The organism is Microbacterium sp. OVT16B, from assembly GCF_019969705.1.
Taxonomy (GTDB): Bacteria; Actinomycetota; Actinomycetes; order Actinomycetales; family Microbacteriaceae; genus Microbacterium; species Microbacterium natoriense.
Genome location: NZ_JAHXZA010000001.1, coordinates 1,409,284 through 1,421,805 on the forward strand (window position 1 = coordinate 1,409,284; position 12,522 = coordinate 1,421,805).

The 12,522-nt window shown below is 68.4% G+C and carries 15 protein-coding genes; 6 read left to right on the forward strand and 9 right to left on the reverse strand.

The features are described 5' to 3' along the window. Positions 1-9: 9 nt before the first annotated feature. Entirely contained in the window at positions 10-135 is a 126-nt protein-coding gene (locus tag LC438_RS18500; RefSeq protein WP_258132415.1) for a hypothetical protein, read from the reverse strand. 223 nt (positions 136-358) lie between these two features. Between LC438_RS18500 and LC438_RS06595 the strand changes: the two genes are divergently transcribed. Together LC438_RS06595 and pth are read left to right on the forward strand one after the other, a co-directional pair. After that, positions 359-961, forward strand: a complete 603-nt coding sequence (locus LC438_RS06595) for a 50S ribosomal protein L25/general stress protein Ctc (RefSeq protein WP_105672234.1) — start codon at positions 359-361, stop codon at positions 959-961. Positions 962-1,060: 99 nt separating this feature from the next. After that, the gene (pth, locus tag LC438_RS06600; protein WP_105672233.1) at positions 1,061-1,642 is read left to right on the forward strand and encodes an aminoacyl-tRNA hydrolase; all 582 of its coding nucleotides are present in this window, start codon (positions 1,061-1,063) and stop codon (positions 1,640-1,642) included. 12 nt (positions 1,643-1,654) lie between these two features. Here the strand turns inward: pth and LC438_RS06605 are convergent, their stop codons facing one another. Both LC438_RS06605 and trpS read right to left on the reverse strand, forming a co-directional pair. After that, positions 1,655-2,440 carry a hypothetical protein gene (locus LC438_RS06605; RefSeq protein ID WP_223586155.1) on the reverse strand — a complete coding sequence of 262 codons (786 nt, stop codon included), beginning with the start codon at positions 2,438-2,440 and terminating at the stop codon, positions 1,655-1,657. A gap of 24 nt (positions 2,441-2,464) precedes the next feature. Beyond that, on the reverse strand, positions 2,465-3,469 hold the full coding sequence (gene trpS, locus LC438_RS06610; RefSeq protein WP_105675383.1) for a tryptophan--tRNA ligase: 1,005 nt from the start codon (positions 3,467-3,469) through the stop codon (positions 2,465-2,467). 60 nt (positions 3,470-3,529) lie between these two features. Between trpS and LC438_RS06615 the strand changes: the two genes are divergently transcribed. The 3 genes from LC438_RS06615 to LC438_RS06625 are packed head-to-tail and all read left to right on the forward strand — an operon-like array spanning position 3,530 to position 5,522. After that, positions 3,530-4,165, forward strand: a complete 636-nt coding sequence (locus LC438_RS06615) for an SRPBCC family protein (protein ID WP_223586156.1) — start codon at positions 3,530-3,532, stop codon at positions 4,163-4,165. Continuing rightward, the gene (locus LC438_RS06620; protein WP_223586157.1) at positions 4,162-4,845 is read left to right on the forward strand and encodes a DUF4166 domain-containing protein; all 684 of its coding nucleotides are present in this window, start codon (positions 4,162-4,164) and stop codon (positions 4,843-4,845) included. Before LC438_RS06615 ends, LC438_RS06620 begins: the two co-directional genes overlap by 4 nt. A gap of 2 nt (positions 4,846-4,847) precedes the next feature. Beyond that, on the forward strand, positions 4,848-5,522 hold the full coding sequence (locus LC438_RS06625) for a DUF4166 domain-containing protein (RefSeq protein ID WP_146114335.1): 675 nt from the start codon (positions 4,848-4,850) through the stop codon (positions 5,520-5,522). On the opposite strand, the gene LC438_RS06630 is transcribed toward LC438_RS06625, so the two are convergent. The 6 genes from LC438_RS06630 to sdhC are packed head-to-tail and all read right to left on the reverse strand — an operon-like array spanning position 5,516 to position 11,124. Beyond that, positions 5,516-6,355, reverse strand: a complete 840-nt coding sequence (locus LC438_RS06630; protein ID WP_181155919.1) for an exodeoxyribonuclease III — start codon at positions 6,353-6,355, stop codon at positions 5,516-5,518. The genes LC438_RS06625 and LC438_RS06630 overlap by 7 nt on opposite strands. Before the next feature lie 10 nt (positions 6,356-6,365). Then, positions 6,366-7,580, reverse strand: coding sequence for a YihY/virulence factor BrkB family protein (locus LC438_RS06635; RefSeq protein ID WP_223586158.1), 1,215 nt, complete (start codon positions 7,578-7,580; stop codon positions 6,366-6,368). Positions 7,581-7,629: 49 nt separating this feature from the next. Continuing rightward, a complete protein-coding gene (locus LC438_RS06640; protein WP_105675371.1) occupies positions 7,630-8,397 on the reverse strand; it encodes a succinate dehydrogenase iron-sulfur subunit in 768 nt (255 codons plus the stop codon). 2 nt (positions 8,398-8,399) lie between these two features. Beyond that, positions 8,400-10,226: a succinate dehydrogenase flavoprotein subunit gene (gene sdhA, locus LC438_RS06645; protein WP_105675369.1), complete on the reverse strand. Its 1,827-nt coding sequence runs from the start codon at positions 10,224-10,226 to the stop codon at positions 8,400-8,402. A gap of 20 nt (positions 10,227-10,246) precedes the next feature. Continuing rightward, entirely contained in the window at positions 10,247-10,690 is a 444-nt protein-coding gene (locus LC438_RS06650) for a succinate dehydrogenase hydrophobic membrane anchor subunit (RefSeq protein WP_105675367.1), read from the reverse strand. Further along, positions 10,690-11,124 (reverse strand): succinate dehydrogenase, cytochrome b556 subunit, encoded by a 435-nt coding sequence (sdhC, locus tag LC438_RS06655; RefSeq protein WP_105675364.1) that lies wholly within the window; start codon positions 11,122-11,124, stop codon positions 10,690-10,692. The genes LC438_RS06650 and sdhC overlap by 1 nt, the downstream gene beginning before the upstream one ends. A gap of 215 nt (positions 11,125-11,339) precedes the next feature. Here sdhC and LC438_RS06660 point away from each other — a divergent pair, with 215 nt between their 5' ends. Beyond that, entirely contained in the window at positions 11,340-12,455 is a 1,116-nt protein-coding gene (locus LC438_RS06660; RefSeq protein ID WP_105675399.1) for a mannose-1-phosphate guanylyltransferase, read from the forward strand. The last annotated feature ends 67 nt before the right edge of the window (positions 12,456-12,522 follow it).

Genomic DNA, 12,522 nt, shown 5'->3' on the forward strand with positions numbered 1-12,522 from the left:
GCGGGGGAGTCAGTCCTTGCGGTAGCCCGAGCGGCCGAGGGAGAACAGCGCGCCGAAGGTGAATACCGCCGCGCAGACCGTCATCGCGCCGATCAGCCATGCGAGTGCGTGTGAGAGGAAGGCGCCGTCGAGCATGGGATTCTCCGTGATCTGGGTGGGATGATCGGTGGCTACAGCCTATCGGGTGATCGGGTACCATTGAGGATGTACCTCGGCGAGGGACGCTTCTGCGCGTGCGCAGGCGTCCGTTATCGACGCGGCGGAGCAGGCCCGGTGGCTTTCTCGCGCGTCTGCGTTCGAGATCATGACGAAGAGACCACCGCGTGGCGCACCGCTGCGTGTCCCGAAGGAGAACCACATGTCTGAAGACACCAAGGTCCAGGCCGAGCTGCGCAGCAACTTCGGCAAGGGCTTCGCCCGCCGCCTCCGCGCCGCCGGCAAGATCCCCGCCGTCATCTACGGCCACGGCACCGAGCCGGTGCACGTCGCACTGCCCGGCCACCAGGTCTCGCTCATCATCCGTCGCGCGAACGCCGTTCTCGAGCTCCAGATCGAGGGCAAGGGCGACCAGCTCACCCTGGTCAAGGACGTGCAGAAGGACCCGGTGCACCAGATCATCGAGCACATCGACCTGCTCGTGGTGAAGAAGGGCGAGAAGGTCACGATCGACATCCCCGTCGTTCTCGTGGGCGAGTCCGCTTCCGGAACCATCGCGAACCTCGACGCGACCACCCTGTCCATCGAGGCCGAGGCCACGCACATCCCGGAGAACCTCGAGGTCTCGATCGAGGGTCTCGAGGACGGCGCGCACATCACCGCCGCCGATGTCGTCCTGCCCAAGGGCTCGACGCTGCTCTCCGACCCCGAGGTGCTCGTCGTCGCGATCTCCGTCCCGTCCTCCGGCACCGCCGCGGACGATGAGGCGGACGCCGCCGCCGAGGCCGAGGCCGCCGCGGAGTAATCTCCGACCGATTCACCGCAGAGGGGGCGCGAGCAGATCGCGCCCCCTCTGTCGTATCCTGACCGAGTCCTGCGGACGCGCGGGCGAAAGGACGATGAGATGGCATCCACCTGGCTGGTGGTCGGACTCGGCAACCCGGGACCCCGGTACGAGACGACGAGGCACAACATCGGGCAGATGGTCGTCGACGAGCTCGCCTCCCGTCGGAACGAGAGTTTCCGCGAGCACAAGGGCGGGGCGCGGGTCGTGGAGACCTGGCTGCGGCCCGGCGGCGACAAGCTCGTGCTCGCGAAGCCGAACACCTTCATGAACGTGTCGGGCACGCCGGTCGCGGCCCTCGCGCGCTTCTACTCGGTGCCGCCGGAGCAGATCATCGTCGTGCACGACGAGCTGGACATCCCGTTCGACACCGTGAAGCTGAAGACCGGTGGAGGCCACGGAGGGCACAACGGCGTCCGCGACATCGCGCGCGCCATCACCACCCCCGACTTCCCGCGCGTGCGCGTGGGCATCGGACGGCCGGTCGGGCGACAGGATCCCGCGGACTGGGTGCTGTCTCCGTTCGGCAAGGACGAGCGTGCGAACCTGCCCATCCTCGTCTCGGACGCGGCGGATGCCGTCGAGCTCCTCGTCGCAGAAGGACTGCTCGCGGCGCAGCAGAAGCACCACGCGCCGCGCTGATCCCGTCGGGGCTCAGGAGCCGCCGAGGCCCGTCGCGGTGCCGATCGAGACCGAGAACAGCAGGATCACCCAGAAGGCTCCGGCGCCGATCACGGCGAGGATCAGGCCGGCGATGCCGAGGCCACGCCGCTGCTTCTTGGCGATCGCGATGATGCCGACGACGATCGCCGCGATGCCGAGCACCGTGCCGACCCAGAACGAGATCTCCGTCCAGAGCACCTGATCCCGCGCGGGGGAGAGCAGCGAGAGGAACTCGGGATCGCTCGTGTTGATCCCCGACGAGGGGAGGCGGCGGCCGATCTCGAAGCCGGAGACTCCGGCGATGATCGGGATCACGATCGCGGCCACCACGGCGAGGATGAGCGAGAGGGTGCCGAGCAGGCCCTTGGGCTTCACGGATGCCGCTTCGGGTGCGGCGTAGGCTCCTGCGGGGGCCGCATAGCCGCCCACCGGGACCTGATACGCACCGGGAGGCGCCTGGTACGAGGGGCCGGGAGCGGGAGCGGGAGCGGGAATGCTGGCCGCCGCCGGGTATGTCGGGGGCTGCGTCGGGAAAGCCGGGGGCTGCGCCGTGAAAGCCGGCGGCTGCGCCGGATATGCCGGAGGCTGCGCCGGGTACGCGGTCGGCTCCGCGGGGAAGGCGGGCGGCTCTGCCGGGAAGGCGGGCGACGGCTGCGCGACAGGGGGAGCGACCGGAGGAACCGGCGGCATCTGCGGTGACGTCGTATCCGCACCCTGCGGGGCAGGGGGCACGGGAGGGACGGCGCCGGAGGGCGGGGGCAGCTGCGGATCAGTCACGCCCCCATCCTAGGGCCGCCGCGATCAGATGCGCCGCAGCAGCCCGACGCGATCGTAGACGTCGCCCAGGGTGGCGTCGGCGACGGCATCCGCGCGCTGCGCATTGGCCGCGAGGATCCTGTCGAGCTCGGCGGGATCGTCCAGCAGCTCGAGCGCGCGGGTGCGGACGGGCTCGAACTCGTTCACGACGACCTCGGCCAGACCCTTCTTGAAGTCGCCGTAGCCACGGCCCGCGTACTCGTCTTCGATCGAGGCGACCTGACGGCCGGTGAGGGCCGCATAGATCGTCAGCAGGTTCGAGACCCCGGGCTTGGTCTCGCGGTCGAAGCGCACCGAGCCCTCGGTGTCGGTCACCGCGCGCATGATCTTCTTCGCCGACTTGGCGGGGTCGTCCAGCATCCACAGGACGCCGGCATCGCTCTCGGCCGACTTCGACATCTTCGAGGTCGGGTTCTGCAGATCGTAGATGCGCGCCGTGTCCTTCTGGATCACGGGGCGCGGCACGACGAACGTCTCGCCGAAGCGCGAGTTGAAGCGCTCGGCGAGGTCACGGGTGAGCTCGACGTGCTGCTTCTGGTCGTCTCCCACCGGCACCACGTCGGTCTGATACAGCAGGATGTCCGCGGCCATCAGGACCGGATACGTGAACAGTCCCACGCTCGTCGCGTCGGCTCCGTAACGCGTCGACTTGTCCTTGAACTGCGTCATGCGCCCGGCCTCGCCGAAGCCCGTGATCGTGGAGAGGATCCAGGCGAGCTCGGCGTGCGCCCGCACGTGCGACTGCACGTAGAGAGTGGACTGCGAGGGCTCGATGCCGGCTGCGATGTACTGCGCCGCGGTGCGGCGCGTCTTCTCTCGGAGCTCAGCCGGGTCCTGCGCGACGGTGAGCGCGTGCAGATCGACGACGGAGAAGTACGCGTCGTAGGAGGTCTGCAGCTCTCGCCACTGCAGGAGCGCGCCGATGTAGTTGCCGATCTGGAGGGAGTCGGCGGAGGGCTGCATTCCGGAGTACAGGCGAGGTTTGTTCACCCGTCAATCCTATGCGCCGTGCGACGAGGCTCCGCGTTCCGCATCCTCTACCCTGTGGCTATGGGAGAACGACGCAGGAGGGAACGAGCGCTCTACGTCGAGATCCTCATCGACGCGCCGATCGAGCGCGTCTGGGAGTTGACGCAGACCCCGGAGCACCATGTGCGCTGGGATGGCCGGTTCACGACGATCCGGCCGACGCGTGTCCGTGACGACGGCGCGCAGGAGTTCGCGTACGAGCTCGACCTCGGCATCCACACCATCCGCGGCACCGGCGTCTCGCGAGGAGACAGGCGCGGTCGCGCGGGGGAGCGCACCTCCGCCCTCCTCTTCGACACCGCCGACCGGCTCTCGCCGCTCGGCGCCGGCCGCGGATACTGGCGGTACGTTCCCACCGACGACGGCGTCCGCTTCATCACCGGATACGACTACGCGCCGGGGTGGGGACTGCTCGGACGCCTCCTCGATCCGCTCGTCACGCGCCCGTTCGTGTGGTGGCTCACCGCATGGAGCTTCGACAGGCTGCGGCTCTGGGCGGAGCAGGACGTGCCGCCGGAGGCCACCGGGTTCTGGCTTTCCGTCATGCCCGGTCGGCGACAGCGCGCCCACGCGAGGAGGTGCCTGTCACGTCCCGTCGCAGCAGGAGGCACGATCATGCAGCAGGCGCCGGATTCGCTGTCGGAGCTGCACGCATGAGCGCCGACGGGATCTTCGTCAGGGCGCTCGGCGCCGATTTCGCGCGCCTGCATCCGGAGATGCAGCGCCGCTTCGGCGTGGGGATCGCCGCAGGCTACGGCTGCGTCGGGCGAGGCGTGATGAACGAGGTGCGCCGAGGCCCGTGGTGGACACTGCCGTTCCTCGCCATCGGCACGCTGCGCAACATCCTGTTCCCCGACCGGGGGACCGATATCCCCTTCCAGATCGACAACCATGCGTACGTCGACAGTCTGGGGCGCGAGACCGTCACGTTCGTGCGGACCATGGAGATCCGGCCGGGTCTCCGACGCCGTTTCGATGCCACGATGATCTACAGCGACAGCAGGGGCCGGATCGTCGACTACCTGGGAACGCACCAGCACCTGGCAGTCGACCTCGACCTCGCCGTCACCGACGACGGCGGACTGCGGCTCACCTCGGGCTCCCAGCGTTTCTACGAGGGGCCGATCGCGTTCCGCTTCCCGATGCTGTTCAGCGGACGTGCTCACCTCACCGAGCGCTTCGATGACGAGCGGGGATGCTACGTCATCGATCTGGAGGTGCGCAACGACGTGCTGGGCTTCCTCTTCGGGTACCGGGGCACGTTCACCTGCGATTTCGTCGACGGACAGGACATGCCGGAGACCGTGAAGCCGTACCGCGAGGAACGGCGAGAGTGATCATGCCCGGCGATCGGGAGGGCGTTCCGGTCGGGAGCGGAGAGGCGTTCCTGCGGGCTTTGGGTGCCGACGCCGCGCTGCTGCACCCGGAGATCGCCGCCCAGATGCGCACACCAGCGTCGCGCGCCCGGGGCGAGGGCGTGTTCGCGCGCGCCGGGAGCCGGTACCGTCTGCTCAACGCCCTCGCGATGCCCTTGCTGGGGAGGGATGCCGTCGTGACGCGTATCGCCTCGGACGTGCCGTTCTCGGTGCTCACCGAGTCGGCCGTGACGACGGTGACGGTCGGAGACGCTGCGATCGAGAGGGTGACGCTCCGCACCACGCGGGAGTTCCGCTTCCCGAGCGGTGCGCAGCGCGTCTCCGATGTGATGACCACCAGCGTGCACCCCGGACTCGTGCGCACGCTGCTCGGCGAGCGCGGACGCGTCGAGCTCATCGAGGAGTGCGCGGTCGGAGACGGCGGGACCCTGCGCATGCGAACCCGCCGCGCGGCACTGCGTCTCGGCGGCCGCCGGATCGCCCTCCGCGGCATCCTCGCCGTGCACGTGGATGTCGAAGACGGATGGGACGACGACAACGCCCGACGCACGATCGCCGTCACCGTGCGGAATCCGCTCGCAGGAACCCTGCTCGAGTACCGGGGCTGGTATCGGTACTCGAGCGTCGAGGATCAGTAGCTGTAGTCGACGACCACCGGCGCGTGGTCGCTCCAGCGCTGGTCGTAGGCCGCGGCGCGTGCCACGTGATAGGCCGTGACGCGCTCGGCGAGGGCCGGAGTCGCGAGGTGGTAGTCGATCCGCCAGCCGGAGTCGTTGTCGAATGCCTGGCCGCGCATGGACCACCAGGTGTACGGGCCGTCGACCTCACCGTGGAACCGTCGCCCCACGTCGACCCAGCCGAGACCGGTGCCCACGGAGCCGTCGACCCCTTCGACATCCGCACCGGCTTCGCCGAGGAAACGGTCGAAGTAGGCGCGCTCACGGGGGAGGAAGCCCGCCTTCTTGCGGTTGCCGCGCCAGTTCTTGATGTCGAGCTCGCGGTGCCCGACGTTGAGGTCGCCGGTGACGAGCGCGAGCGCATCATCCTTCCCGAGCTCGGCGAGACGGGTCGAGAACGCGTCGAGGAACTTCCACTTCTCGTCCTGCTTCGGGGTGTCGGCCTCGCCCGTGTGGACGTACGCGCTCACCACGGTGAGCGGACGCCCGCCGATCTCGAAGTCGGCCTCGATCCAGCGACCCTTCGAGTCGAAGTCCTGGTCGCCGAAATCGGTGCGCGAGGCGATCGCGGGGGTGCGGCTGGCGATGGCGACCCCCGCGCGACCCTTGGCGCTCGCCTCGTCGTGCACGAAGGTCCAACCGGGGAGGGCCGCTTCCAGGTGCTCGTCCTGCCCGCGGACCTCCTGCAGCGTCAGGATGTCGACGTCTGCGGCGTCGAGCCATCCGCTCATCCCGTTGCGAGCCGCCGCGCGGATCCCGTTGACATTGACCGTGGCGATGCGCAGATGAGACATGGACACAAGCCTATGGGGCGCCGCCGACATTCCGGGGCGACCGGGTCCGGTTCAGCTCGCTCAGGAGGCGCTGCGCGATCGGCGTGCTCGGCTCGGCGGGCGGGGGAGCGGCGGCCTCGAGAGCCTCGAGGTCGGCCTCGGCGGCGCGCAGGTCGCGCCCCGCCGCCCAGGCGCGGTGCCACGGAGCGGCGTCGAGCGCGGCCGTGGCCTCACGGACGCGGATTCGCGCCGCGGTCAGCAGCGCCTGGTACTCCGCCAGGCGCCTCTCCGCCTCGGACTGCTGCAGCAGCGGGACGTCGCGGTCGGAGGCCGCCACCGCGATCCAGGAGGAGGCCACCAGCATCACCACGCCGTTGATGCGGAACCAGAGCAGGAGGCCGATGAAGATCGCGAACGTCGCCAGCAGCGGATTCGAGGGCGTGTAGCTCAGCAGGAAGCCGGCCCCGAACTGGAGGATCGTCATCGCGCCGCCGCCGAGAAGAGCACCGGGCCAGATGATGCGCCAGTGCAGCGACGTTCCGGTGAGGAAGCGGACCATGGCGGCCAGAGCCGATGACAGCAGCACGAACGAGATGAGGACGGTGCCGATGTGGATGCTGAGGTTCAGTCCGCCGGAGCCCGTGTCCCAGCCCAGCAGGTCGAGGAGCCAGCTCAGGATCCCCGCGCTCGCCGAGCTGAGCAGCGAGCCGACGATCAGTGCGACGCCGAAGATCAGCGCGGCCAGCAGGTCTCTCGCCTTCAGCAGCACGTAGCTGCGGCGGTCCGGCGGCAGGCCGAAGATGTCCCTCGTCGCGCGTCGGGAGAAGGTGACCCACCCGATCGCCGTCCAGATCACGGTGCCGAGGGCGATCAGACCGGTGACGCTGAGGACCCCTGTCGTGTTCGCGGCGATCTCCTGCACCTGATCGGGGGTGACGAGGCCTCCCTCGGGGACGATGAGGTTGGGGATGTAGCTGTTGATGACCCCGATCATCCCCTCGACCGCCTCCGCGCTCCCGCCCAGCCACAGGCCGGCGATCGCGAACGCGAGGTAGATCGCCGCGAAGATCGCGAACAGCGCCTGATAGCTCACGCCTGCGGCGAGGAGGAACCCGTTGTGCTGCAGGAAGTGGCGCCAGACGCGCACGGGGAAGAGGCCGAGCGTGCGCCGGGTCAGCGCCGTGGCGCGTTCGACGGCCACATCGAGGCGACCGGCTTCGGGCGCGGCGCCACCGGAATCAGACACGCCTCCACCCTATCCAAGGGCGGAGGCGTGTCGAACAGCGTGAGAGAGGTCAGGGACGACCGCGGAGAACCGCCTGCTTGACCTCGGCGATGGCCTTGGTCACCTCGATGCCGCGGGGGCACGCCTCGGAGCAGTTGAAGGTCGTGCGGCAGCGCCACACACCCTCCTTGTCGTTGAGGATGTCGAGGCGCACGGCGGCGTTGTCGTCGCGCGAGTCGAAGATGAAGCGGTGCGCGTTGACGATCGCGGCCGGGCCGAAGTACTGCCCGTCGGTCCAGAACACGGGGCACGACGAGGTGCACGCGGCGCACAGGATGCACTTGGTGGTGTCGTCGAAGATCTCGCGGTCGGCGATGGTCTGGATGCGCTCCTTGCCCTTCTCGGGCACGGAGCTCGCCACCAGGAACGGCTGCACCTCGCGGTAGGAGGCGAAGAACGGCTCCATGTCGACGACGAGGTCCTTCTCCAGCGGCAGACCCTTGATCGCCTCGACGTAGATCGGCTTCGAGATGTCGAGGTCCTTGATCAGCGTCTTGCAGGCGAGGCGGTTGCGGCCGTTGATGCGCATCGCATCGGAGCCGCAGATGCCGTGGGCGCACGAGCGGCGGAAGGTCAGCGAGCCGTCGACCTCCCACTTGATCTTGTGCAGCGCGTCGAGCACGCGGTCGGTGGAGTAGAGCTCCACGTCGTAGTCGACCCAGTGCGGTTCCGCGTCGACCTCGGGGTCGAAGCGGCGGATGTTGAAGGTGACGATGAAGGACTGGATGACCTCGGATGCCGAGTCTGCTGCCGGTGCTTCTGCGACTGCGTTCGCCATGCTCAGTACTTCCTCTCCATCGGCGGGTAGTTCAACTCGCCCTGCTCGTTCTTCGTGAACACGACGGGCTTCCAGTCCAGCCGGATGTGGTCGCTCGGGTCGGCGGAGTGCGCGTCGCCCGTGAGGTACGCCATCGTGTGCTGCATGTACTTCTCGTCGTCGCGCTTCGGGAAGTCGTCGCGCATGTGGCCGCCGCGGCTCTCCTCGCGGTTCTGCGCCGCGTAGACGACGACCTCGGCGATGTCGAGCAGGAAGCCCAGCTCGACGGCCTCGAGCAGGTCGGTGTTGAACCGGTGGCCCTTGTCGTCGACGTGGACGTTCTTGTACCGCTCGCGCAGGTCGGCGATGACGCCGAGCACGTGCTGCAGGGACTCGTGGGTGCGGAACACCTGGGCGCCCTTGTCCATCTCGTCCTGCAGCGTCTTGCGGAGCACGGCGATGCGCTCGGTGCCCTGGTTGTTCCGCAGGCCCTCGAGCATGTCGGAGACGAACGCCGCCGGGTTCTCGGGCAGCGGGACGAACTCCGCGGTCTTGACGTACTCGACCGCGTTGCGGCCGCTGCGCTTGCCGAACACGTTGATGTCCAGCAGCGAGTTGGTGCCGAGGCGGTTGGCTCCGTGCACCGAGACGCACGCGCACTCGCCGGCGGCGTAGAGACCGGGGACGACGGTGTCGTTGTCCGCCAGCACCTCTCCGTTGTTGTTCGTGGGGATGCCGCCCATCGCGTAGTGCGCGGTCGGCATCACGGGGACCGGCTCGACGACGGGGTCGACGCCCAGGTACGTGCGGGCGAACTCGGTGATGTCGGGGAGCTTGGTCTCCAGGACCTCCGCGCCGAGGTGCGTGCAGTCCAGCAGCACGTAGTCCTTGTGGGGCCCGGCGCCGCGGCCGTCGAGGACCTCCTGCACCATGCAGCGGGCGACGATGTCACGCGGAGCGAGGTCCTTGATGGTCGGGGCGTAGCGCTCCATGAAGCGCTCACCCGAGGCGTTGCGCAGGATCGCGCCCTCTCCGCGGGCGCCCTCGGTGAGGAGGATGCCGAGGCCGGCGAGGCCGGTGGGGTGGAACTGGAAGAACTCCAGGTCCTCGAGGGGGAGGCCCTTGCGCCACACGATGCCGACGCCGTCTCCCGTGAGGGTGTGCGCGTTCGAGGTGGTCTTGAAGATCTTGCCGAAGCCGCCGGTCGCGAAGATCACGGCCTTGGCCTGGAAGACGTGCAGCTCGCCCGTGGAGAGGTCGTAGGCGACGACGCCCGAGACCTGGGTCTTGCCGTCGGCATCCTTCACCGTCAGCAGGTCGAGCACGTAGAACTCGTTGAAGAAGTTGATGCCGAGCTTGACGCAGTTCTGGAACAGCGTCTGCAGGATCATGTGCCCCGTGCGGTCTGCGGCGTAGCAGGCGCGGCGGACCGGGGTCTTGCCGTGCTCGGCGGTGTGACCGCCGAAGCGGCGCTGGTCGATCTTGCCCTCGGGGGTGCGGTTGAAGGGCAGGCCCATGTTCTCGAGGTCGATGACCGCGTCGATCGCCTCCTTGGCGAGGATCTCCGCCGCGTCCTGGTCGACGAGGTAGTCGCCGCCCTTGACCGTGTCGAAGGTGTGCCACTCCCAGCTGTCCTCCTCGACGTTCGCGAGGGCGGCGGCCATGCCACCCTGCGCCGCTCCCGTGTGGGAGCGCGTCGGGTAGAGCTTGGAGATCACCGCGGTCCTGGCCCCGGGACCCGCCTCGATGGCGGCGCGCATGCCGGCGCCGCCGGCGCCCACGATGACGATGTCGAACTGGTGGTAGTGCACGCCGTCGCGGACGACGGACTCCTGCGCCTCAGTAGTCACTTTTTCGTATGCCTTCTCTATCAGTTAGCCACGGCCTGGCAGGTGTCCCACAGGGTGCTCGACTCGGTCACTCCGAGGCACGGGTCGAACGTGAAGACCACGAGCGTGCCGAGGAGGATGAGGAGGCCGGCTGCGAGGCCCAGTGCCCAGATGAGCACCTTGCGTGCCGTGTTGTTCGTGACGTAGTCGTTGACGATGGTGCGCATGCCGTTGGCGCCGTGGATGAGCGCGAGCCACAGCATCAGCACGTCCCACCACTGCCAGAACGGCGTGGCGAACTTGCCGGCGATGAATGCGAAGTCGAGGGCGTGGATGCCCTCGCCGACCATCAGGTTGATGAAGAGGTGGCCGAAGATCAGCACCACGAGCACGATGCCGGAGCCGCGCATGAAGAGCCAGCCCCACTTCTCGAGGTTGAATCCGCGCTGACGGCGGATCGGGGCGGCGACGGTCTGAGCGGTCATCAGTGTCCTCCTCCGAAGCCGGCGAACGCGAGCGCGAGGTGGCGCGGCACGAAGCCGGCCATCAGCACGGCCCAGACGCCGATGACGACCCAGAACAGCTGACGCTGGTACTTGGCGCCCTTCGACCAGAAGTCGACCGCGATGATGCGCAGACCGTTCATCGCGTGGAACACGATGCCAGCGACCAGCACGACCTCGCCGAGCGCCATGATCGGGTTCTTGTAGGTGCCGATCACCGCGTTGTACGCCTCCGGCGACACCCTGATGAGTGCAGTGTCGAGCACATGCACCAACAGGAAGAAGAAGATGGCGACTCCGGTGATGCGATGAAGCACCCACGACCACATGCCTTCGCGGCCCCGGTAGAGGGTGCCGCGCGGGGTCTTGGACGTGGTTTCCGAAATCGACGGTGTCAAGCGAGCGCTTGTGGACACGGTCGTCCTCCCTGGATCGAAGTGACTCGGTCGCGTGCAGTGCGTGGTCCAAGTGTGAGCCTGTCATCACATCAGGCACGGCCGATCGGTGTCCATCCTATTCCTGTCAGATCGCTGAGAGCGACGAAGGGCAACCTAAGTGTCTCGATGTCGAGAGGATTTCCGCATGGTGTCGAGAGCCTGTGCGCATGATGGGCGGCGGGTACTCTGGCCAGGTGACCCAACCGATCAAGGACTTCTACGCGGTGATCCCAGCTGGCGGCATCGGCAGCAGGCTGTGGCCGCTGTCGCGGGCGGACGCCCCCAAGTTCCTGCATGACCTCACCGGCTCTGGTCATTCCCTGCTGCGTGACACGTGGGACAGGCTGGAGCCGCTCGCCGGGCACGACAGGATCGCCGTGGTCACCGGCCGCGCGCACCGCGCCGCGGTGGAGGAGCAGCTCCCCGACATCCCCGATCTCAACGTCTTCCTCGAGTCGGAGCCGCGCGAGTCGGCGGCGGCGATCGGCCTGGCCGCCGCGATCCTGCACCGCCGCGACCCCGACGTGATCATCGGCTCGTTCAGCGCCGACCACGTGATCCGCGGCACTCGCGTGTTCGAGTTCGCCGTGCGGGATGCCGTCGAGGTCGCGCGCGAGGGGTACATCTGCACGATCGGCATCACTCCGACCGAGCCCGCCATCGGCTTCGGCTACATCAAGCAGGGGGAGGAGCTCGTCGTCGACGGCGCCCGCGAGGCGTCTCTCGTGGAGAGCTTCGTCGAGAAGCCCGACCTGGAGACCGCGAAGGCGTACATCGCCGACCGCAGCTATCTCTGGAACGCGGGCATGTTCATCGCCAAGGCGAGCGTGCTGCTCGACGAGCTGGCGATCAACGAGCCGGAGCTGCACGCGGGGCTGATCGAGCTCGCCGAGGCATGGGACGACCGGGACCGTCGCGGCCCCGCCGTCGACCGCATCTGGCCCCGCCTGAAGAAGATCGCCATCGACTACGCCGTCGCGGAGCCCGCGGCCCAGCGCGGACGCCTCGCCGTGGTGCCCGGTCACTTCGACTGGGATGACGTGGGGGACTTCGCCTCTCTGACCAAGCTCATCACCAACGGCCGCAAGAACGACCTCGCCGTGCTCGGCCCCAAGGCCAGGGTGCTGTCGGATGCGGCGAGCGGCATCCTCGTGAGTCAGACGAGCCGCGTGATCAGCCTCGTCGGGGTGAAGGACATCGTGGTGGTCGACACCCCGGACGCCCTGTTGGTTACCACGGTCGAGCACGCGCAGCGTGTCAAGGGCGTCGTGGAGTCGCTGAAGCTGACGGGGCGCGGCGACGTGCTCTGATGAGCACGCTCAAGTGTCTCGAGACGCGGACCCGGACGTCCGCGCGACGTGCACCTACGTGACGACC